Source organism: Bacillus sp. TH17 (assembly GCF_016651125.1).
In the GTDB taxonomy this organism is placed as follows: Bacteria; Bacillota; Bacilli; order Bacillales; family Bacillaceae_G; genus Bacillus_A; species Bacillus_A mycoides.
This window is the reverse complement of record NZ_JAEKEN010000001.1, coordinates 2,579,199-2,602,122: the sequence shown is the minus strand read 5'-3', so window position 1 is coordinate 2,602,122 and position 22,924 is coordinate 2,579,199. Positions and strand designations below refer to the sequence as shown.

The following is a 22,924-nucleotide window of genomic DNA, read 5'->3' as shown; positions in this document are numbered from 1 at the left end:
TTATCTTTATCAACATTCATTACTATTTTCATTAGAAACGGAATGAAAAGTTGATAAGGAGATTGTTAAAATGAAAAAAAGAGCGATATTGCTTTTGTTTATTATATTAATAATGGGCACTGGCGTTAGTTTCATACATGCTAAGGGTCATAAAAATATATCACAAGAGGATTTACGATTAAGAGGAAAAACAATTGTAATTGATCCAGGGCATGGTGGAGGAGATAGAGGGACGAAAGGAAAGAAATTTGGAACGATTGAAAAAGAGCTTAATTTAAAAGTAGCACAAAATATAAAGAAAGAATTAGAAGAAAGAACGGATGCAAAAGTTATATTGACGCGTGAAAAAGATGCGAGTTTACTTTCAGAAACAAAACAAAAGGAAGAATTGCAAGCGCGTGTCAAAGTAGTGAAAGAACATGCGGCGGATCTTTATATTAGCATTCATCATGATGCTTTTGAGGATACAAATGTAAAAGGAATAACAACTCATTATGGATCTAATAAAAGGAAAGATAAAAAATTAGCTAAGATCGTACAAGAAGCTATTTTTGATCAAAATATAGACAGCCGAGATAGGGGCGTTCATGGCAGTGATTTTCTTGTCTTACGAGAAAATCCTTCTCCGGCTATCCTAATAGAATTAGGGTTTACATCTAATGCGAGTGATGAAAAAAGAATGAATTCAGAAGAATTCCAAGCAAAATCGCAAAAAGGAATTGTGGATGGCATTATTAATTATTTTACGATGTAATAAAATAGGCAAATAAAAAAATACTATTCTTTCTAAATCTTAATTAGGAAGAGTAGTATTTTTTATTTTGGGTGTATATCCAGTTTTTAAATTAAAAACAAATATTTTTCTAAAGAGTGGATGCAATAAGCTATTCTTTAACTGATTTCGACATTATCTGCATTTTATCTTTATCCATCTCTATTAATCTATTTATTGTAAACACCGGTTGAAACTAATGATTCAGCCTTATAAATAATGAATATGAAAATTAATAGGGAAAGGATCGAAAAATAATGAAAGAATCACAAAGTAAGAAAAAAACAAGTCGATTAACTAAGGTAATAATATCTCTAGGAGTTGTTTTAGCAACGACCTTTTTCACTTTCTTTTTAATTGGAAAATGGCACTCTATCCCAGCGAAGGGAGTAGCTAATGAAAGTAGTAAACAAGTTAATACGCAACAACAAGAAAAGAAAAAGGAAACATCACCAGCAAAACAAAAAAGACCTGATGGAAAACCGGTAGGAAAAGTTGTCTATTTAACATTTGATGACGGTCCTAGTGAATTGACTGGGAAATTTTTAGATGTACTAAAAGAGCAAAATGTTGCTTCGACATTTTTTATGCAAGGTAGTAATTTACAAAATACAGGTTTTCAGGAAAATGTAAAACGAGCAGTAAAAGAAGGACATTATATTGGTGCACATAGTATGACACATAATAGTGATAAGCTATACAAAAAGGGACAATTTGTACCAGAGATGAAAGAAACGTTAGATCTTATCCATAATATTACGGGCACAACTCCTAAACTAGTCCGTCCGCCATATGGATCTGCACCAGGATTAAAGGGTGAGGAAATTCGTAATCAAATTGTAGAAGCAGCAATAAAAGTTTGGGATTGGACAGTAGACTCAAATGATTGGAAATTAAAAGATAATCCAACTCAGATTATCGAAAATGTAAAGAAACAGACAACAGAAGAAGTAGAAGTTGTTTTAATGCATGAAAAGGCGCAAACATTACAAGCTCTTCCTGAAATTATTAAATTTTATAAAGAAAATGGATATGAATTTGGTGTTTACAATGATGCGGATCATTTTCGACTAAATTTCCAGAAAGATCAACGTTTATAGTATATACATGGTTGTCTTTAAAAATTGGTTTTTATCAGTAAAAATGTTATCTAATTTTACTAATAAAAGCACTGTAAGGAAGGAAATTGTATATGATTAAAAAAATAATTACAATCCCATTGATAGGTATCATCGCTTTATCAGCTTGCGGAAATCTAGATAGTCAGAGAGATATTACTAGTCCAGTCTCTAAAATAGACTCTTCTTCTACCACTTTTGAAAAAGAACACATCTCTTCGTCTAATATAGATACTTCGACATTTAAATCTATTTTTAAATCAAGTGTATTTTTAGGGGATTCCATTACAGATGGACTTCATGATATTGATATATTAGACGAAGAAAACATTGTAAGTGGTATAGGGAAATCAATTGGAGATGCTCAAAAAAATATAGAGCAAGTAGTTAATCAAAAACCGAAAAATATATTTATTTTACTTGGGTTATGTAATCTTAGTGAAACAAAAGAATCTACAATAACCCAATATTCTCAACTGATTCAAAAAATAAAAGAAAAATTACCTGATACCAAAATAAATATCCTATCAATTACACCAGTTACACCAGAACGTACACAAAAAGAAGAGCGTTATAAAAACATTAATGATTTTAACGAAGGATTTAAAGTGTTAGCAAAGAAAGAACAAGTGAATTTTATCGACTTGTCTCCGATATTTAAAGATAATCCAGATCTCTATGTTAAGGATGGCATCCATTTTAAATCTGAATTTTACCCGATTTGGTTAGAATATTTAAAAAATCAATTAAAATAAACAAAAACGTTTTTATTATTAAGTTATTACTGTTAATGTGTTTAATGTTTATAGCTAATACAAAAAGGAAGTGAACTATTGCTAGCTACAATAATTCGCTTCCTTTTTTGTTTAAACCAACACATATTCCCTATCTTGAAATCGACCGTTAACAAACCATTTCAGGGGTTATTAAACACATTTTCTTCAATCAAATTTCATATTCAATCTCAGAAATATAAGCATCAAATTATTCTTCTGTTAAGTTATTTAATAACTAATTTTCAAACTGTTGATTCTTTAAATTATATCTATATAATCTGCATCTCATCTTTACCTATAACGCTTAATCTATATTTTGTAAACGAAAGGTTCGCATTGAAAACAAAAATAACATTGCTATATACACCATCGCTTACGAAATAATGACTTGAGAGGAAGATAGAAATGTTAAAGAAAGTATGTGTTTGTCTACTTACGGGGGCCGTTGCATTGACCTCCGCAGCCTGTGTAAATAACGAGACTGAAAAACCATCAAATAAGGTTACTCAAAATGCTACGCATGAAAAAACATCGAAAGATAGTGCGTATAAACCTATTTTTAAAAATAGTTTATTCTTTGGAGATTCCATTACTGAAGGAATGATTGATCAAGAATTAATCGAAGATAAAAATATTATTGCTGACAAGGGGAAAGTTACAGCAATGGCTATAGAGGAAGATGTTAACAAAGTAGTAGAAAAGAAACCTGAACATATTTTTATGAGCTTTGGAACGAATGATTTACTGATGCCTATGGACCTCGAAGGAAAGCCTATCGAAAATCCAGTTAAGTTTTCAATAGATAACTATTCCAAATTAATACAAAAAATAAAAGAGAAACTTCCAAATGTAAGCATACACCTTTTATCTGTTACACCAGTTACAGATAGCGTATTACAGGAATATCCGCAATATAAACATATTGATGAATATAACGTGAAACTTAAAGAATTAGCAAAAACTGAGAAAGTAGAGTACATTGATTTATCCCCGATCTTTGAAAAAAACAAAGATGTTCATGATTCAGATGGTGTGCATTTTAAAGCTGATTATTACAAGATGCTACTTGAACAATTGAAAGGTTCTGTTAAGTAGTATCTATATTTGAAATTTACAGTTCTTATGTAAGGACTGTAAATTTTTAAGAAAAAACAATTGTAGGAGGTGAAAGAACAATGGTGTTCAGTAGTTTGATTTTTCTTTTCATGTTCTTACCATTAGCTCTTATTATTTATTACGTATCACCTAAAGTTCTTCGAAATTGTATATTATTTATCGTCAGTCTCATTTTTTATGCATGGGGTGAGCCTGTTTATATAGTTATTATGATATTCTCTACTATATTTGACTATGTTAATGGCGTGCTTATAGATAAATATAGAGATAGAAAGGGTATTACAAAAGCGATATTTATTAATTCCATAATAATAAATTTAGGAATACTTGGTTTCTTCAAATATTATGGTTTCGTGGTGGATAATATCAATACGATTTTTAACTTAAATATTACGGTTGAGACCCTTCCTCTTCCAGTAGGGATCTCTTTTTATACTTTCCAAACGATGTCTTATGTGATTGATGTTTATTTAGGGAAAGTACAAGCGCAAAAAAATATTATTTCTTTTGGTACTTATGTTACGATGTTCCCTCAACTTGTTGCAGGACCTATTGTGAAATACAGTGATATCGATAAACAATTACAAGAAAGAAAAGTAACATTTGATCGTTTTGGTGAAGGAATGGAATTGTTTATTAGAGGCCTTGCATTAAAAGTACTTTTAGCTAATAATATAGGACTTCTTTGGACAAGTGTAAAAACAACTTCTATATCAGAACTTACGATCCTTACAGCATGGATTGGGATTATTGCTTTTGCTTTCCAAATTTATTTTGACTTTAGAGGATATTCAGCTATGGCTCAAGGGTTAGGTAAAATGTTTGGGTTTGATTTTCCAGAAAACTTTAATTATCCCTATATATCAAAAAGTGTAACTGAGTTTTGGCGTAGATGGCACATATCGTTAGGATCATGGTTTAGAGAGTATGTATATATTCCTCTCGGCGGAAATCGGACTGGATTAATCAAGCAACTTAGAAATTTACTTATAGTTTGGTTCTTAACAGGATTATGGCATGGAGCGAACTGGAATTTTATTGTTTGGGGATTGTATTTTGGATTATTTGTAACACTAGAAAAGCTATTTCTTTTAAAATGGCTTAAAAATAGAATGAGCTTTATCGGACATGTGTATACACTTATCATTGTTTTAATAGGATGGGTATTTTTTGAATTTGAAAACTTATCAGTAGCAATGAATTTCATAGGAACAATGTTTGGCTTTAATCAATCCGTTTTCTTGGATAATAAAACTCTATATTATTTAACAACTAATTTTATACTATTTATTGTCCTTGCATGTTGTTCAACACCATTCCCAAAAAGGGCAATTGTATATGTTAGAGAAAAGCTGAAGTTACTAGGTGCTATTGGCATTCCAGTTTTGTATGTCATACTAGCAGTTCTTTCAACGGCGTATTTAGTGAATGACACATATAATCCATTCTTATACTTTAGGTTTTAATGATATCGTATTTGTTTGAAAGGGGTGAGTTACTTGAATCAGTATGAAAAAATATACAAACACACAATGGCAGGGTTATTGACACTCTTTATAGGGGGAATGTTCAGTGTAAATTTACTAACTCCCAATAAAACATTTTCAGATGAAGAGAATAGAAAGCTAGAACAGTTTCCGGCGTTCTCTTTCCAAAATCTTATAGAGAAAAAGTTCACTTCTAGCTACGAAAAATATATTTCTGATCAGTTTGCATTCAGGGACTTTTGGATAAACGTGAAATCTGATATGGACTACACACTAGGAAAGAAAGAGAATAATGGTGTGTATATCGGTAAAGATGGCTTTTTATTTCAAAAGTTTAGTAAGCCTGAAGAACAAGATGTAAATAGCAAAATAGAAGCAATAAATGATTTTCATCTTGCAAATCCTAATGTGAAAATGCAAGTCATGTTAGTACCTACAGCAACTAGTATTTTAGAAAATAAACTCCCAAACTATGTTTCTCATAGTGATGAGCTTACGTATATTAATAAAGTAAAAAAATCTTTAGATAAGGATATAAACTTTATTGATGTATATCCTGTATTGAGTTCTAAAAAGGATGAATATATATATTATAAAACCGATCATCATTGGACTACTAAAGGCGCATATTATGCTTATCAAGAGCTAGGTAAAAACATGAAATTTACTCCTAATAAAAGTGATTCATTCAACATTAAAGAGATTACAAATAGCTTTTATGGATCCCTATATTCAAAAGCGGGCTTTAGAAATATAGACCCTGATAGTATTGAATTATATGAACCAAAGCAAGCTAACAAATATAAAGTAGAGTATATTGATGAAAGTAAAACGTCAACTTCTCTTTATGAAATGGAAAACATTAAGAAAAAAGATAAATATACTGTATTTTTCAATGGGAATCATCCATTAATAAAAATAAAAACTGATAATACGAATGGGAAAAAATTATTAGTTGTCAAAGATTCTTATGCAAATTCTTTATTGCCTTTTTTACTACCGCATTTTAGTGAAATCCATATAGTCGACCTTAGGTACTATACAGATAGTCTAAATATGTTGGTACAGAAAAATAAAATCAATGATATGTTAGTGCTTTATAATGGAAATACTTTCTTTGAAGATGCATCAATAAATGATTTATCTGAATAAATGAATTAATTATATTTAATGTATATCCTATCTATAACGAGCAGTATCCTCGTCTTTAATTTATTTATGTCAATGGCCGTATTCATTAAATATAAATCGTTACAATCCTGGCTCAAATTAAATATTTGAAGCAACTAAATGAAAAGGAGATAAATTTGTTGAAACCTTTTAATATAAAATTCATTATTACTATTATTGTTTGTACGATTACCTTAGGAGCTTTAAGTGGTTGTTTTGGAAAAAAGGAAAACGTTCATAACCTTTCAGCTACAGAAATAGGGGAGAAAATTAAACATGTTACTAACTTAGAAGAAATGAAAGAAGGAGATAGTAAAAAACTTCAAAAGCTATATAATATAAATGCTGATGAAGTCGAAAGTTTTGTGCTATATACCGCTCCTACAAATATTAAAGCTGATGAAATTGCTGTAATGAAAGTAAAAGGTATGAAAAATGTAGAAAGCATTAAAGAGAAAATTTCAAATAGGATTGAAAAAAAATCAAAAAGTTTTAAAGACTATCTTCCAGAAGAATATTTCTTAATAGAAAAACGTGTCTTAAAAACAAAAGATAATTATATCCTTTTAGCAATATCAAAGGATGCTGATAAAATTGAAAAAACGTTCGATGAAATGTTTAAGTAATATAGATTTGAAAAAACAAGGGATTAAATAAAAATATTTTCATATCGTACATTTTTATTACTAAATCAATAACTAAGCCAAAAGCCGATTTCCTATACGATAAGGAAATCGGCTTTTTCTTTCGCTACTGATATCTACTTTGAGAATCTCGCTTATTTTTTCGATAGCTTTCATTCACCATTACAGTATCTATGTCCGTTATGATAATGACTCATTTGAAAATTTACAATGGGATATTAAGAAAAACTTAAGTTGTTTATTCACTTTTTATTAAGATATACCCATTATATTTAGAAATGTCTTATACAACATATTTATCCTTTCAAAATTCAAAGATATAAATGTTGTCATAAATATATTAATTAACGAAAGGTGAAATTTACACATGAAAGAATTATTATTTAAAATTGCTGGAGTAATTGTAGTGCTAATCATAGCGTTTTGGGGATTAACTTTTACAGAAAACGAGATTATAGATAGATATAATCCACTTGTGAAAGAAAAAGATGTCTATGCTCTTACTAAGGGCCCAGCTGAACCTGACCCTGATTACCCTAGGAGATTTATGTACATGTTAAATGGAGTGGATGAATCAGGAAATGAATCGGAAATTAAAGTAGGGATTGCTGGCCAAACTGAATATCAAGACACTTATATAAAAGTTCGGGTAAAAGGAAGTCATGTTTTTTCATTAGAGGAAGTAAAAGAAAGTGATATTCCAGAAAAAGCAAAAGAAAAAATTAAAAAATAATCAAGAAATAGTTACCTCGAGACCAGATATATATAATAAAAAGGGTTCCCCATTTGTGGAGGAATCCTTTTTCATTTAAAGTATAGAATATACACATCTTAGGGAGGGCATATATGTGAAGAAGTGGATGAAAATTGTTCTGTACTCTTTACTAGGTATTTTACTTATGGGAAGTATTACTTTTTTTGTTTGGTCTCAGTTTACTTATAAACCAACGAAAGAGGCTTTGTCGTTAGTAGATGATAAAAAAGATGAAGATAATATAGTTTTTGGACAGAAAGATGCTAAAGTAGGGATTATTTTTTATCAAGGAGCTAAAGTAGAAGCTGAGGCTTATAGTTACTTAGGGGAAGCTCTTGCAAAAGATGGGCATTTTGTAGTGATGCCTAAGTTACCATTAAATTTAGCGATACTTGGAATCAATGTGGTAGACAGTGTAATTGAAAAGTATCCTGAAGTTCAAAAATGGTATGTTGCGGGGCATTCAATGGGGGGAGCTATGATTTCTAAGTATGCTTTTCAACATGAAGACAAGGTAGATGGGATCATTTTCTTAGGTTCGTATCCTGCAGAGGATTTCTCTACTAAATCGCTTCCGATGTTATCAATTTATGGGGAAGTAGATGCTTTAGCAACTGTAGAAAAAATAGAGAACAATAAAAAGTTAATGTCAAAGAATACAACTATGCACATGATAAAAGGCGGAAACCATGCTCATTTTGGCATGTATGGTGAGCAAAAAGGTGATAATGCGAGCTTAATTACGTCAAAAGCACAACGAGATGAAACAGTGAAAGTAATTGAAGAATGGTTATTAAAACACTGATAGCGAATGTAATAAATTTACCGAAAGGATTCTCCCATCTCAAGCATGTGTAGGAAGATAGCCTAACGGTAGGTGGGAGAGATAATAAAGAGCCAACTCGTACGAATTGGCTCTTTTATTTATTTGCTATCTCCAATTGACCCCTTATTTTCTCCGGAATGTCCTTTTCAGAAATAATGTCGTAGGAATAGACATACTTACCTTTCACATGAATTTTTAAGTAAGTTTTTCTTATAAAATCATTAGGAGTGTTCGTTCCTACTTTATATTCCTTCTCATTCCTTAATTCATCAACACCTTTTAGCGAGTACATAGCTCTTCCTTTATGATGGTAATCTGGAACGCCATATTCCTCCGCAATAGCGTATACATTTTTTCTTCAGCAATTGGATTAAATCTGTCTAAATCTCCGCGTAATATGAAAGGTAGTAAGTATATAGGGAGGCCTATTCCTAGTATGCAAATTACAAATTTCTTCATGAGCGTTTCTCCTTTTATGTATTTACATTTTTCAGTATAGAAAAAACTTCTTATGAATATAGCAGGGAATTCCTTAAGTTTTTCTTAAATAGATTTTTAAAGTACGGTAAAAAGAACGAATGTTCACATGGCTATCGTGATCATCTTGTATGATTATTCTCTTTTACATAATGAACGGGTTTAGCTTTGCAATATACGGCACTAGAAGACTTTCATCCATATAGTATTTAGGATGTTACGGGTCAATGTATTTAAAATAGTTAAATATTACTTCTTGAAAGCACAATTTATTACCCATACGATTGTTTAGGGTAGTATGTATTTTTATGAAACGTACTAAACCTTTGAATGATGAGCAGAACCGTAAGCATCTTTATATAATCTTGATATAGATTTCTCTTTATCTTTCTATGAACATGAGATTATCTAAATATGAACAAGCTACACTCTCCTTAGAAAGAAGTAAGGAGAGGTATTTATGAAATATATTAGGAAAGAAACATTTTGTTTATTAACTATCGCAGGACTAGGTATATGTATAGGTATGTCAAATAGTGAAAGTCCTATAAGTGAAAGAAAACAACCTGTCATTATGCAAGAAGTCCAACAAAAACTAGAAGTAATTGAAAAAGAAAATATATCAATAGAAAAAGAGATAATAAAGCCATTAGATGTTCCGCTGATCTTGCAAAAACCAGAATTGATGCGCGGTTGTGAGGTAACAAGTCTCGCTATGGTATTACAATTTTCAGGAGTGCAAGTAGATAAAATGGAATTGGCTTCTAAAATAAAGTATGTACCATTTCAAACAAATGATTTAAAAGGAAATATGCATAAAGGGTTTATTGGAGATATGTCTACTTTTGATAAACCCGGATTAGGTGTTTATGTAGAGCCGATTTTAGAATTGGCAAAGTTGTATGTTTCAGATGAGAAAGTATTGGATTTAAGTCATAAAGAACCTGAAAATATATATAACATGATAGATCAGGGACAACCTGTATGGGTAATAACAAATGCTCTGTTTAAACACTTACCAGATAACCAATTTTATACTTGGAAAACGGATGTAGGGGAAATGAAAGTGACATATCAACAACATAGTGTGGTTGTGACAGATTATGATGAACAATATGTATATATTAACGATCCACTAAAGAAAGACAAACATAGAGCGATTAATCGGAATGACTTTGAACAATCTTGGATTCAGATGGGAAGACAAGCGATGACCATTTCGATTTAAAGCGAATGTAGATTGGATGAGGATAGAAATGAAAAAAGTTTTAATTATAGAAGATGAAAAAATTATACGAGAGACTGTAGCACATTATTTTTCGCATGATGGATATGAAGTGGTAACAGCAGAAGATGGCCAAATTGGATTGGAATTGTTTGCTGCGCATGATAAGGATATCAGTTTAATCATACTAGATATTATGCTCCCAGTAATGGATGGATGGTCAGTTTGTAGACGTATTCGTAAGAACTCTAACGTTCCTATTATTTTATTAACGGCTCGAAGTGATGAGGATGATACATTGCTTGGATTTGAACTAGGGGCAGATGATTATGTAACGAAACCATTTAAACCTACAATTTTATTAGCGAGAGCAAAGCGTTTGTTCAAAGATACAAATCAAAATGTACAATTTCAGGACTGCATTGATTTATGTGGTATTCGCTTAGATAAATCGGCACGTTCTGTTTCAATAGATGACCAAAAGGTAGATTTTACACATACGGAGTATGAAATTTTACAATCTTTAATGCAGCATAAGGAACAAGTGCTAACAAGAGAGCAATTAATTACGAATATTTGGGGATATGATTATGATGGAGATGATAAAACATTAACTGCACACATGCGTAATGTACGTTTGAAACTTGGTGAGAAAGCAAAGCACATCACTACTGTTGTTCGTACAGGATATAAGTTCGAGGTAGAGAAATGATGAGAAAGAAAATCGTGTTTCAGTTATTTACACTTACATTTTTACTATGTTGCATGATTATCGCAACTATCTTTTTCGGACAAATGTATGTGATGAAATATTTGTATATAGATAAAGAAAAAGAAAATGTTCAAAAGCAATTACAACAGTATTATACATTTTATGGAAATCATAAACAGGATGAAAATAAACTTCAGAGCAAAGAACTTTCTTATGCGAATCAGCAAGGTATTATGATTGCACGGCTCGATGGAGAAGCAAATATTAAGACACTACCATCAGGAGATTACTATATAAAAGTGGTTGATAAAAATGATCCAAGTCGAACTACTAAAGTTGTATTTAATAATTTAATGAATGCAAAGAGAGATATGGATTCTAATTTCAGTACTTTAATTACAAGTTTGATCAACAAGACAAATAAGATAGCTATTATGGATACAGCAAGTAAAGGGCCGAATAAGGATATCGTCGTTCCTACAACATTGAAAATAAAAGGCTATGATGGAGGATTTGTTTCGCCTTCATATTATCAAATCAATAAACACATGATGCATGGTGCTAAAAATGCTTTGAAGATTTTTTCAAGAGAGGAAAGCGAAAAGTATTATTTTTTAGAAGGAATTGTAAAGGAAATTAGTTTCCCTGTTTACTCCAATCCAGAAATTAACAATATGTTGTATAGTAACGAAGTATTTGCAAATCGTATTTTGCAATTTCAATCGGAATGGATTATGGATAAAGTGAAATTACAAGGAGACGAATGGGTTCAGAATGAAATTAGCATAAATGGAATCAAGTATTTAGAAACGATAAAACCAATCATGGAAGATGGGCAAGTAAAGGAATTTATTTATGCATTGTCTTCGCTGCAACCAATTACAAAAGCAACAGATGTAATGAGTGATTATTATGTATATATTGTTGCATTTGTGTTGGTACTATCACTGATTGTAAGTTTGTATTACTCAAGAATTATTACGAAACCATTATTAAAGATAAATGAATCTACAAAGAAAATCATGGAATTTCAGTTTCAAGACAAGCTTTCTATTAAATCGAAAAATGAAATTGGAGAGCTTTCCTCTAATATTAATCAGCTCTCAGAAAGAATGGAAGGGTATATCAATCAATTAAAAAAGGACTTAGAGAAAGAGAAGAAATTAGAACAGACAAGAAAAGATTTCATTGCAGGCGTTTCACATGAATTAAAAACACCACTCAGTGTGATGCAAGTATCTGCATCTATGCTGCAAGATGGTATTGCACCTGAAATGAATCAATATTATTGGGAAGCATTAGAAAAAGAAATAGAGAAAATGAATGTACTAATTGATGAAATGCTAAATTTAGCTAAATATGAATCAGGAACGTATCAAATACAGATGGAGCAAGTTAACATAGGTGATTTAATTCAAAAGATAGAAAAAGATTTACAAGTTCAAATTGACGAAAAATCACTAAAAATCAAATTAAATATAGATCGAGTGTGTGTGAAGGGGAAAACGAATTTATTGGAACAGGTTATAACAAACTTGTTTACAAATGCGATCCATTATACAGATGCGAAACAAATCATTGTGATAGATGTAAAAGAGGAACAAAATGGCGTATATATAGGGTTTGAAAATAAAGGTTCACATATAGCAGAAGAAAATATAGATAAAATATGGGATCAATTCTATAGGGTGGATAAATCAAGAAAACGAGTATGTGGTGGAACGGGTCTGGGGCTTTCTATTGTAAAAAACATATTTGATTTACATGATGCAAAGTACGGCGTTACCAATACTGAGGATGGTGTATTGTTCTACTTCCGTTTAGAAAATTGGGATGGAAAGTAGTAATATAAAACAGTTGTAGTAAACAGCAAAGGTGCAAAGTCTAATTTAAGGCTTCGCACCTTTTTTGTTTAATGATTTTTATTAAGAATCTATTAACAATAGAAAGATTGCACTGTAGATTCATTATTTTTAAAAAGTAAAATTCATTTTAACTTGATATGAACTTGATATGCCTTAAGTATGATTGAAAAGGAATATAAAGATGTACAGAAAGGGATTTTTAGATGATTAGGTATAAAAAAATTGTAAGTATGATGACTATACTTATTTGTGTTACTGGAGGTTTTTTTCTATTTCAATGTATTACTTCTCCAGCTAAAGCTATACGAGATCAGGTGAACTCTGTTCAACTAGTAAGTAATCAAATGAAGGTAGAGAATGAAAAAAGCGTACCGGATATATACAACGGTAAAGTAAGAAAGGTAGCATATTTAACATTTGATGATGGTCCTAGTAAATATACTTCTGAGTTATTAAATACTTTAAAAGAAAATGACGTGAAAGCTACTTTCTTTTTAATCGGTCCAAATATTAATCAATATGTAAAAGAGGTAAAAAGAGAGGCAATGGAAGGTCATTATGTAGGAATGCACAGTATGACTCACAACTATAAGGTGTTATATAAAGAAAATAAATATGTAATTGAAATGAAAGAGACTCAAAAAGTTATAGAAAATATTATTGAGCATAAACCAACATTGACAAGACCGCCTTATGGTTCTACAGGATTTACAGAAAATATAAGGACTCAAATTGTTGAAAATCAGTTAAAAGTATGGGACTGGACGATTGATTCATTTGATTGGAAACTCACCAAGTTACCACTAGGGCAATCTGTGCCTCAAATAGTCAATAATGTCGTTTCCAAGGCAACTCAAAATAGAGAAGTAATACTATTACATGATATTCACCAGCAATCTGTTAAAGCAGTACCGTTTATTATTAAGGGGTTAAAGGAAAAAGGTTATGAATTTGAGACGTATAGTGAGTCATCACATTTTTCGTTAAATTTCTGGCATGATAGTCGGCTATAAATATAAAAGTTTAGTATGGATAGGAAGGAAATGAATAGTGAGAAATAAGTTAATAGGTATAAGTGTTTGTATGATTGTGATGATATGTATTTCCATTACTTATATCGATCAATCTATTGGTAAAGCATCTGATAATAAAAGCTATGAATCTAATAAGCACGCTGTAAAGAAAGATAATAGGGAGAATGAGGATTTGAAAGATGAAGGAAGTTCTTCTGATCATATAGATATAGTAGTAAATAAAGAATATGACCTACCCGCTAATTATAAACCTGAAGATTTAGTAGTACCAAATGTACCATTCGCATTTAAAGGAATTTTAGAAAAGAGTCATCTACGTAAAGAAGCAGCTGAAGCGTGAGAAACGTTATTTAGTTTAGCAAATCAAGAAGGTATCCAGTTGAATGCTGTTTCAGGCTTTCGTTCATATAACTATCAAAAAAGACTGTATGAAAATAATGCGAAAAGAAAGGGGCAAGAGCATACAGATCGGTTTTCAGCAAAACCAGGACATAGCGAACATCAAACAGGCTTAACGATGGATGTTTCTTCAACAAGTGCAAATAATGAACTAGAGCTATCGTTTGCTAAAACTAAGGAAGGGAAATGGCTGAAAGAAAATGCGCATCGTGCAGGATTTATTATTCGTTATCCAAAGGAAAAGGCGAATGTAACAGGTTATGCGTATGAACCTTGGCACATTCGCTATGTAGGGGGTGTCGCTGAAAAAATATACAAGGAAAACCTCACTTTAGAAGAATATATGAATGAGAGACAATAAAACTGGAGTGAATTACCATATTTTGCTGATAACACAGTACGATACTTTATTTTACTAACTTGAACAACTGCCTATCTAAAAATTTGATAGGCAGTTGTTTTACTTTTGGATACAAAAGGAAACGATTTTATTATCTTCATACATATAAGAAGCGAAGGAACTTATATAAATTATGTTTTGATAATAAAGATTTAATTGGTTTTGTTTGTAGTAGTTTTTTATCCTCATGAGTTACTTGAACTTCTAACTATTCTGTAGACATAGCTTCTCTCCATGATTGATAGTGCATAGATAAGAAGTTTATTTTTTATATACTCATGTTACCAAGGATACATTTAGTGAGATTTTTTATGGCTAATACAGTGTAATGCCTAATGGTGAAAAAATATTAGCATTTGAATATTGAGGGGAATTCCTTAAGTGTTTTTTAGATTTTTTAAAGTAAGGTTATTTTAACCAAAATTTTCATGAAAATACCTTTAAAAAGAACGTTAGTTCGTATATAATAAGAACAAACGTTCTTTTTATTAGGAGTGACAACCTTGTATGATTATTCTCTTTTACCGAATCGTATTATTTTATGTGTAGATCTTCGTAGCTTTTATGCAAGCGTATCATGTATTAAAAAAGGACTTGATCCACGATATACAAAATTGGCTGTCGTAGGAGATGTAAACCGTAGTGGATCAATCGTATTAGCGGCAACACTGCCATTAAAAGCGTTAGGAATTAAGAAAATGGCACGGTTGTATGAAATACCGAAGCGGCCAGATGTTATTATTGTGAATCCCATTATGCATACGTATATGAAGTGTTCAACTTACATAACGGGCTTAGCTTTACAGTATGTTGCGCCGGAAGATTTTCACCAATATAGTATTGATGAGTTTTTTATGGATATGACTGCAAGTATTCATTTGTTTGCGAGTAATCCGTGCGAGTTTGCTTTAAAGTTCAAGCGAGAAATATATGAACGTACACGGATCGAAAGTACGATTGGTATCGGACCGAATTTATTATTGAGTAAAGTAGCGATGGATGTGGAAGCGAAAAAGAATAAAGATGGAATAGCGTATTGGACATATGACGATATACCCGAGAAGTTATGGAGTATTAGACCACTCAGTAAATTTTGGGGTATATCGTATAAAACGGAAATGAAGCTGAATCGAAAAGGTATACATACAATTGGAGAACTAGCAGAGTATCCATTGAAATATTTAAAGCAATCTTTTGGTGTAATAGGAGAAGAATTAGTGCGCCCGTAAGGGGTATGTTTGAATCTGTCGATAGCAAGACAGCAGGATATATTGCAACGCCTGTCATCACCTAACTTATCCGGGAAGGAAACTAAACGGGGAGTGTAGCATGTTAGGAAAGTCATAAGTTGACTAAGTACTAAGTCACGACTGAATGGCGAGATGAGAATTGTAAACAAGGATGAAGGTTGCATTACTTGAACGATAACCTGAGTAGTCCCATCGCCGGCTACAGCGGAAAGTACTTATAAACGCTGTATAATCTCAGGGAATTAGTATTGCAGTTCTGCTAATTCCAGCAATACGATAGATTAGGCAATCCTAGTAAAGGATAAAAGGTGAAAGTCGCATCCGACATTACAAATAGCTATGTCAACATACATCTAAACGGGGATTACCTAAATCAGGAAGCCCATAGGGCTATGGTTTTCTGGAACTTGAATACCTGACATGGTAACGGAGTTCTCGTAGTAGTCAGAGATAGGGAAAGCCTATTACAAGGCAAAGGGGAACAGCTTATCCAGCTATATACACGATGGAAGGAGCGTGAGGCTCATGAGAAATCCAGATGATGTATTAGGCAGTCTAGTAACAAAGTCTAACAATAAAAACTATAAATATAATCGTCTTTACAGAAATCTATACAATCCAGCCTTTTATCTAAAAGCCTACACAAATATCAGCTCTAATCAAGGAAATATGACAAAAGGGACTGATGGAAAAAACATCGATGGTTTCAGTTTGGAGAAAATAAATATCCTAATAGAATCGCTAAAAGATGAGAGTTATCAACCACACCCCTCCAAGCGGGTCTTCATACCTAAAAAGAATGGCTCAAAGCGTCCATTAGGTATACCAACATTCAAGGATAAACTTCTACAAGAAGTTATTCGAATGATACTCGAAGCGATATATGAAATGAGTTTCAAGGAAAGCTCTCATGGTTTTCGTCCCAAACGGAGCTGTCATACGGCTTTACACAAAGTACGTAAAACTTTCACTGGGATGAAATGGTTCGTTGAAGGGGATATTAGTGGTTTTTTCGACAATATCGACCACCACACACTTATAGCATTACTAAGAAGGCGGATAACTGATGAGAAATTTATTCGCCTAATATGGAAATTTCTACGAGCAGGATACCTAGAAGAATGGAAGTATCGAGGTAGCTATAGTGGCACCCCACAAGGGGGAATCATCAGCCCACTTTTATCTAACGTGTATCTAACAGAATTAGATACTTTTATGGAAGAGTACCAAAAAGAGTTTTCTAAAGGAACAAAAAGGAAAACTACAAAAGCCTACAAACGTCAGGAATACCTAACATACAAACACAGAAAACAACTAAAGGAAAACTGGGGACAGCTCACGGAACAAGAAAAGAAGCAAGGAATTATAAAATATAAATCCTTGAAAGAAGAGTTGCTTAAAACTCCTTTTGGAGACCCCATGGATGACTCATACAAAAGAATTCAATATGTCAGATACGCGGATGACTTTCTTGTGGGGATAATTGGTAACAAAGCGGATGCGGTAAAAGTTAAAGAAGATCTAACAAACTTCTTAAGAGACAAGCTAAAACTTGAATTGTCACAAGAAAAAACACTAATCACACATAGCTCAAAAAAAGCAAGATTCTTAGGATATAACATCACAGTAAATAGAATGCCAGTTACTAAACGTGATAAAAATGGATTTCTAACCAGACACCAAATTATGAGATGTAAACTGTATCTTCCTTCGGAAAAATGGATTGAAAAGCTCAAACAATATGGAGCTCTACGCATCATGGCAGATGGGAAATGGAGAATATGGCATCGCACTTATCTCCTAAATAATGACGAACTAGAAATATTAAACACGTACAATGCGGAGATAAGAGGACTATATAACTATTACAGTCTTGCAGAAAACGTTTGTACACTCCAAAGCTTCCACTACTTTATGAAATATAGTTTCGTCAAAACTCTAGCTGCAAAACATAAAACATCTGTAGCTAAAGTAATGACAAAATATAAAGTTAAGGGAGATTTAGCTATTCAATATCAAACAAAATCCGAGAAAAGAATCAGTTACTTTTACCACGATGGATTTCGAAGAAAAGACAAGATTATGAATATAGTTCAAGACAATCTACCAAATTCACAACTATGGTGGCGTAATAGCTTAATCAAGAGATTGTGCGCAAACAAATGTGAATGGTGTGGAAAAAGTGATGCACCTTTAGAAATGCATCATGTTAAAAAATTGAAAGACTTGGAAGGCAAAAAGCTGTGGGAAAAGAAAATGATAGCAAGGAAAAGGAAAACCTTAGCATTATGTACAAGGTGTCACCAAGACCTACACAGCGGAAAGCTGGATGGATAAGTGGAAAGCCGTATACATCGAGAGATGTACGTACGGTTTGGAGGAAAGCACACGAAAATCTAACATAGCAATATGTCAAGACGTTGGGTGCTTATCCTACCACTTGCATAGTAAGGGGATTGATTTTAGCAGAATAGCAGAGAAATATGTTCCAGCGACAACATCTTTAGCGAAAAGCCAAATATTATATCGTGATTATTCGATAGAAGAATTCGTCGTTATTTTATTAGAGCATGTAGAAGAAGTTTGTTATAGGTTGAGAAGGGAAAAGAAATACGCGCAAACGATACATTTTTCAGTCGGGTATAGCAAGGAATATGGCGGGGGAATAAGAAAGGCACATACGTTAAACAGAGCAACAAATTTAACGATGGATATTTACAACGTTTGTACATATTTTTTATACGAACGGCATACAGGAGAGCCGATTCGCTCGATAAGTCTTTCCTTAACAAATTTAATACATGAAGGAGAAGAGCAAATTTCGTTTTTCGATAACATTATACAAAGAGGAAAAGAAATGAGATTAACGAAGGTTATGGACGAAATTCGAACACGATTTGGTAAGAACAGTATTTTACGTGGCATTTCTTACACAAGCGTCGCAACAGCAAGATATAGAAACACATTATTAGGAGGGCACAAATCGTGAAGAATGCTAATATGCCAAAAGGAAGAGGAATGGTAAAATGGCAACCGTTTGCTAGTATGCCAGAACAGTTCGTCTGTATTAAAGAAATGATACAGGAGCAAACAAAAGTCCCGCGTCCAATTTTAACGCAAGATGCAAAGGAAATGATTGAAAATAAGCTGCTATGTTCATTTTTAGGTGAAGAAGAGGTTTTACTTACATATTATAAAGATGGCTATCTATATAAAAATTACATAACAGTAGTTAATATTAATCCAATAAATGAGACGATTATATGTACTGATGCATTTCATAATAAACAAATTTTTAAGTTTGTTGATGTAATTGAAGTGAATTAGAGGGGGAGAAATAAAAAATCATCTCTTCCTAACTTAATTATATCATGTAAATCACGTTCGAAATAGACTGTTTATTCTTATTTACTACTGCTACAATCAAGAACACATGCACAGTAAGGAGAGATGTTAAATGAGTTCTTTCGTTCTCGATTTTCAGGAAATAGAAAAAACGCAGCTTTCACTCGTTGGCGGAAAAGGATTGAATTTAGGGGCATTATCAAACATTCAAGGTATACAAGTGCCAGAAGGTTTTTGTGTTACAACGGTAGGGTATGAAAAGGCCATCGAGCAAAATGACGAGCTTCAAACTTTGTTGCAGCAGCTAACAAAGTTGAAAATGGAAGAGCGAGCCCAAATTGGTGGAATTAGTAAGAAGATTAGAGAAGTCATTATGGCAGTAGAAATTCCTTCTGAAGTAGTGGAAGCGGTAGCTCATTATCTCTCACGTTTTGGAAATGAACATGCTTATGCAGTGCGTTCTAGTGCTACGGCTGAAGATTTGCCATATGCCTCGTTTGCTGGTCAACAAGATACGTATTTAAATATTATCGGAGAAGAAGCGATTTTGCAGCATGTAAGAAAGTGCTGGGCTTCTTTATTTACAGAGCGAGCAGTTATGTACCGCATGCAAAATGATTTTGAACATAATCAAGTTTCTATATGTGTTGTCGTTCAAAAAATGGTTTTCCCTGAGGCTTCGGGAATTTTATTTACTGCTGATCCGGTTACTTCTAACCGAAAGGTAGTATCAATTGATGCCAGTTTTGGACTTGGTGAGGCGTTAGTATCAGGACTGGTCTCTGCCGATAATTATAAAGTAAAAGAAGGCGAAATTACTGGAAAGATGATAGCAACTAAAAAATTAGCTATTTATGCTTTAAAAGAGGGCGGAACGGAGACAGGGCAGATTGATCCGGCTCAGCAAAAAATTCAAACATTGTCTGAACAACAAATTTTACAACTAGCACAGATCGGAAGACAGATTGAAGCTTATTTTGGTTGTCCGCAAGATATTGAATGGTGTTTAGTGGATGATACATTTTATATTGTCCAAAGTCGCCCAATCACGACTTTATATCCAATACCAGAAGTAAATGATGGGGAAAATCATGTGTATGTATCGGTTGGTCACCAGCAAATGATGACCGATCCCTTGAAGCCATTAGGAATGTCTTTATTTCAGTTAACATCTTTTGGACAGAGGTTTCAAGCTGGAGGAAGGTTGTTTGTTGATGTTGCACAAAGATTGGCTTCGCCTACTAGTAGAGAACTTTTATTAAATATGATAGGGAATTCGGAACCGCTTATTAAAGATGCATTAACGACTGTAGTCGAGCGAGATGATTTTATTATATTGTTACCAGATGATGAAAAAGAAAAGAGTGTTGGTAAAAGTGGACCACCTGCAAGTTCACAACCAAAAATCGAAAATAATCCAGCGATCGTTACGGATTTAATAAAGATGAATCAAGCATCAATCGAAGAGTTAAAACGAAACATGCAAACGAAATCAGGGGTGGATGTACTTGATTTTATTTTGGAAGATATGCAGCAATTAAAGAAAATATTATTTCATCCGCAAAGTATGGCTGTCATTATGGCAGGTATGGACGCTTCAACATGGATCAATGAAAAGATGGAGCAATGGTTAGGCGAAAAGAATGCAGCAGACACACTTTCTCAATCAGTACAAAACAATATTACGTCTGAAATGGGGCTAGCATTACTCGATGTTGCTGATGTGATTCGGCCATATCCAGAAGTTATTGCGTATTTACAGCATGTAGAAAATGATAACTTTTTAGATGAATTAGTTCAATTTAAAGGCGGAGAAAAAGCTCGAGATGCCATTCAAACTTTTCTAAATAAATACGGAATGAGATGCAGCGGAGAAATCGACATTACGAAAACGCGCTGGAGTGAAAAGCCAACAACCATTATCCCAATGATTTTAAATAATATAAGAGACTTTGAAGATGGCGCTAGTAAACGGAAGTTTGAAGAAGGGTTGCAAGAAGCTTTGAAAAAAGAAGAGGAGTTAGTAGATCGATTGCAGCATTTGCCGGATGGTAAACAAAAAGTAGAAGAGACGAAGCGAATGATTCGTAACATCCGGAATTTTATCGGTTATCGTGAATATCCAAAATACGGTATGATTAATCGTTATTTCATATATAAGAAGGCATTATTGAAAGAAACTGAACAACTTGTGCAGAGCGGTGTCATTCATGTAGTCGATGATATATACTATCTAACTTTTGAAGAACTTCACGAAGTTGTCCTTACGAATAAACTAGATTACGAGCTTATTCATAAACAAAAAAATGATTACAAATTATATGAAAAACTAACGCCTCCACGTGTAATGACGTCTGATGGAGAAATCATTACAGGTAAATATAAACGAGAAAATCTTCCGGCTGACGCGATTGTAGGTTTGCCTGTTTCTTCAGGAGTGATTGAGGGGAGAGCACGCGTTATTTTAAATATGGAAGATGCGAATTTAGAAGAGGGAGATATAGTAGTTACTGCTTTTACTGACCCGGGCTGGACACCGTTATTTGTGTCTATAAAAGGGTTAGTTACCGAAGTTGGCGGACTTATGACGCACGGAGCAGTTATTGCACGTGAATATGGATTACCAGCAGTCGTCGGGGTAGAGAATGCTACGAAATTAATAAAAGACGGACAACGAATTCGGGTACATGGAACAGAAGGCTATATTGAAGTGTTGTAATGAAATAAAAGATCATCCGCTATTATAGTGGATGATCTTTTATTATATAGCGGACTTATTTCTTTAAACCAGCCGCATAAAAAGGTCCATGAACTGCGATTGTTGATAAAATACGAGCAATCTCCTCAGGTGTTTCTTTTTGTCCATTATTTAACCATTGTTGAATGACACCTATATGAGCAGATGCCATATAAGAAGCTAAGTATTGGCTTGGGACAAGTAAATTCTCCTTATTAATGAGAGGACCATTCGTATCTTCAAATAGTGTTTTCCACATAAAGTCTTTCAGTTTCGTTTGGAAAGATAAATCTCCTTTTGGGCTTAGTACAGCTTTCATAAAATCACTATTTTCATTTAGAAATTCAAGAATAGAAGCGATAAGTATAAATGGCATTGTTGGGGAAGGGCTTGATCCAAGATCAGCAATAACTTCCGGTAATCTCTGTTTAGCAATGCTAGAAAATTCATACATAATTTCTTCTTGGCATTTTGTCATTAAATCAAATTTATCTTGGTAATGTGTATAAAATGTACCACGATTTATGTTTGCTTTCGTAGTAATATCTTTCACTGTAATGGCGTCAAAACCTTTTTCCTCAATTAATTCCACTAATGCATTTCGTATGGCAGTTTTCGTACGAATAACACGTAAATCTAAATTACTATCGCGCAAAGTATGTCCCTCCTTAATTTTAGCCAACACATTTCAAGGATGTGTCTTATAACCGACACATTCACGATTTTTGATTATTGTATAAGGTTCAACTCGAACATATAATTCAAATATAAATAAACAACACGTTGTTGGTTATTATAAATCAAATTAAAGGAGGAG

The 22,924-nt window shown here is 32.9% G+C and carries 17 protein-coding genes and 4 pseudogenes; 19 read left to right on the top strand and 2 right to left on the bottom strand.

Features of this window, described 5'->3' with window-relative positions; translation table 11 throughout:
* The first annotated feature begins 70 nt into the window (after positions 1–70).
* The 9 genes from JFT95_RS13250 (at position 71) to JFT95_RS13210 (ending at position 8,642) form a co-directional block, all read left to right on the top strand.
* Entirely contained in the window at positions 71–754 is a 684-nt protein-coding gene (locus JFT95_RS13250; protein WP_201052488.1) for an N-acetylmuramoyl-L-alanine amidase family protein, read from the top strand.
* Between the two features lie 275 nt (positions 755–1,029).
* Positions 1,030–1,872, top strand: coding sequence for a polysaccharide deacetylase family protein (locus JFT95_RS13245; protein ID WP_201052487.1), 843 nt, complete (start codon positions 1,030–1,032; stop codon positions 1,870–1,872).
* Positions 1,873–1,964: 92 nt separating this feature from the next.
* Positions 1,965–2,645, top strand: a complete 681-nt coding sequence (locus JFT95_RS13240; RefSeq protein ID WP_201052486.1) for a GDSL-type esterase/lipase family protein — start codon at positions 1,965–1,967, stop codon at positions 2,643–2,645.
* Positions 2,646–3,071: 426 nt separating this feature from the next.
* Positions 3,072–3,761: a GDSL-type esterase/lipase family protein gene (locus tag JFT95_RS13235; RefSeq protein WP_061675993.1), complete on the top strand. Its 690-nt coding sequence runs from the start codon at positions 3,072–3,074 to the stop codon at positions 3,759–3,761.
* Positions 3,762–3,841: 80 nt separating this feature from the next.
* A complete protein-coding gene (locus tag JFT95_RS13230) occupies positions 3,842–5,248 on the top strand; it encodes an MBOAT family O-acyltransferase (RefSeq protein ID WP_201052484.1) in 1,407 nt (468 codons plus the stop codon).
* Positions 5,249–5,281: 33 nt separating this feature from the next.
* Complete coding sequence (locus tag JFT95_RS13225) at positions 5,282–6,421, top strand: DHHW family protein (RefSeq protein ID WP_201052483.1); 1,140 nt, start codon at positions 5,282–5,284, stop codon at positions 6,419–6,421.
* A gap of 149 nt (positions 6,422–6,570) precedes the next feature.
* Complete coding sequence (locus JFT95_RS13220) at positions 6,571–7,065, top strand: DUF4358 domain-containing protein (RefSeq protein ID WP_201053653.1); 495 nt, start codon at positions 6,571–6,573, stop codon at positions 7,063–7,065.
* A gap of 385 nt (positions 7,066–7,450) precedes the next feature.
* The gene (locus JFT95_RS13215; RefSeq protein ID WP_002137124.1) at positions 7,451–7,816 is read left to right on the top strand and encodes a YxeA family protein; all 366 of its coding nucleotides are present in this window, start codon (positions 7,451–7,453) and stop codon (positions 7,814–7,816) included.
* Positions 7,817–7,931: 115 nt separating this feature from the next.
* Positions 7,932–8,642 (top strand): alpha/beta hydrolase, encoded by a 711-nt coding sequence (locus JFT95_RS13210; protein ID WP_201052482.1) that lies wholly within the window; start codon positions 7,932–7,934, stop codon positions 8,640–8,642.
* Between the two features lie 115 nt (positions 8,643–8,757).
* Here the strand turns inward: JFT95_RS13210 and JFT95_RS13205 are convergent.
* Positions 8,758–9,122 (bottom strand): annotated as a pseudogene (locus tag JFT95_RS13205) (YxeA family protein).
* Positions 9,123–9,600: 478 nt separating this feature from the next.
* Here JFT95_RS13205 and JFT95_RS13200 point away from each other — a divergent pair.
* The 10 genes and pseudogenes from JFT95_RS13200 to ppsA all read left to right on the top strand — a co-directional run bounded on the left by JFT95_RS13200 (position 9,601) and on the right by ppsA (position 22,089).
* Positions 9,601–10,368, top strand: coding sequence for a C39 family peptidase (locus JFT95_RS13200; RefSeq protein WP_088039711.1), 768 nt, complete (start codon positions 9,601–9,603; stop codon positions 10,366–10,368).
* 28 nt (positions 10,369–10,396) lie between these two features.
* Complete coding sequence (locus JFT95_RS13195) at positions 10,397–11,077, top strand: response regulator transcription factor (protein ID WP_201052481.1); 681 nt, start codon at positions 10,397–10,399, stop codon at positions 11,075–11,077.
* A complete protein-coding gene (locus JFT95_RS13190) occupies positions 11,077–12,921 on the top strand; it encodes a HAMP domain-containing sensor histidine kinase (RefSeq protein WP_201053651.1) in 1,845 nt (614 codons plus the stop codon). The genes JFT95_RS13195 and JFT95_RS13190 overlap by 1 nt, the downstream gene beginning before the upstream one ends.
* 224 nt (positions 12,922–13,145) lie before the next feature.
* Positions 13,146–13,955 (top strand): peptidoglycan-N-acetylglucosamine deacetylase, encoded by an 810-nt coding sequence (locus JFT95_RS13185; protein ID WP_201052480.1) that lies wholly within the window; start codon positions 13,146–13,148, stop codon positions 13,953–13,955.
* A gap of 37 nt (positions 13,956–13,992) precedes the next feature.
* A pseudogene (locus tag JFT95_RS13180) lies at positions 13,993–14,736 on the top strand (M15 family metallopeptidase).
* 542 nt (positions 14,737–15,278) lie between these two features.
* Positions 15,279–15,992 (top strand): annotated as a pseudogene (locus tag JFT95_RS13175) (Y-family DNA polymerase); the annotation flags it as partial.
* Positions 15,993–16,550: 558 nt separating this feature from the next.
* Complete coding sequence (locus tag JFT95_RS13170) at positions 16,551–18,362, top strand: reverse transcriptase/maturase family protein (protein WP_201052478.1); 1,812 nt, start codon at positions 16,551–16,553, stop codon at positions 18,360–18,362.
* Positions 18,363–18,462: 100 nt separating this feature from the next.
* Positions 18,463–19,014, top strand: a pseudogene (locus JFT95_RS13165) (DinB/UmuC family translesion DNA polymerase); the annotation flags it as partial.
* Positions 19,011–19,352 carry a YolD-like family protein gene (locus JFT95_RS13160; protein WP_088039707.1) on the top strand — a complete coding sequence of 114 codons (342 nt, stop codon included), beginning with the start codon at positions 19,011–19,013 and terminating at the stop codon, positions 19,350–19,352. The pseudogene JFT95_RS13165 and the gene JFT95_RS13160, both read left to right, overlap by 4 nt.
* Before the next feature lie 130 nt (positions 19,353–19,482).
* Entirely contained in the window at positions 19,483–22,089 is a 2,607-nt protein-coding gene (ppsA, locus tag JFT95_RS13155) for a phosphoenolpyruvate synthase (protein WP_201052475.1), read from the top strand.
* Between the two features lie 55 nt (positions 22,090–22,144).
* Here ppsA and JFT95_RS13150 read toward each other — a convergent pair whose 3' ends face one another.
* Positions 22,145–22,762: a TetR/AcrR family transcriptional regulator gene (locus JFT95_RS13150; protein ID WP_002084688.1), complete on the bottom strand. Its 618-nt coding sequence runs from the start codon at positions 22,760–22,762 to the stop codon at positions 22,145–22,147.
* Positions 22,763–22,924 lie beyond the last annotated feature (162 nt).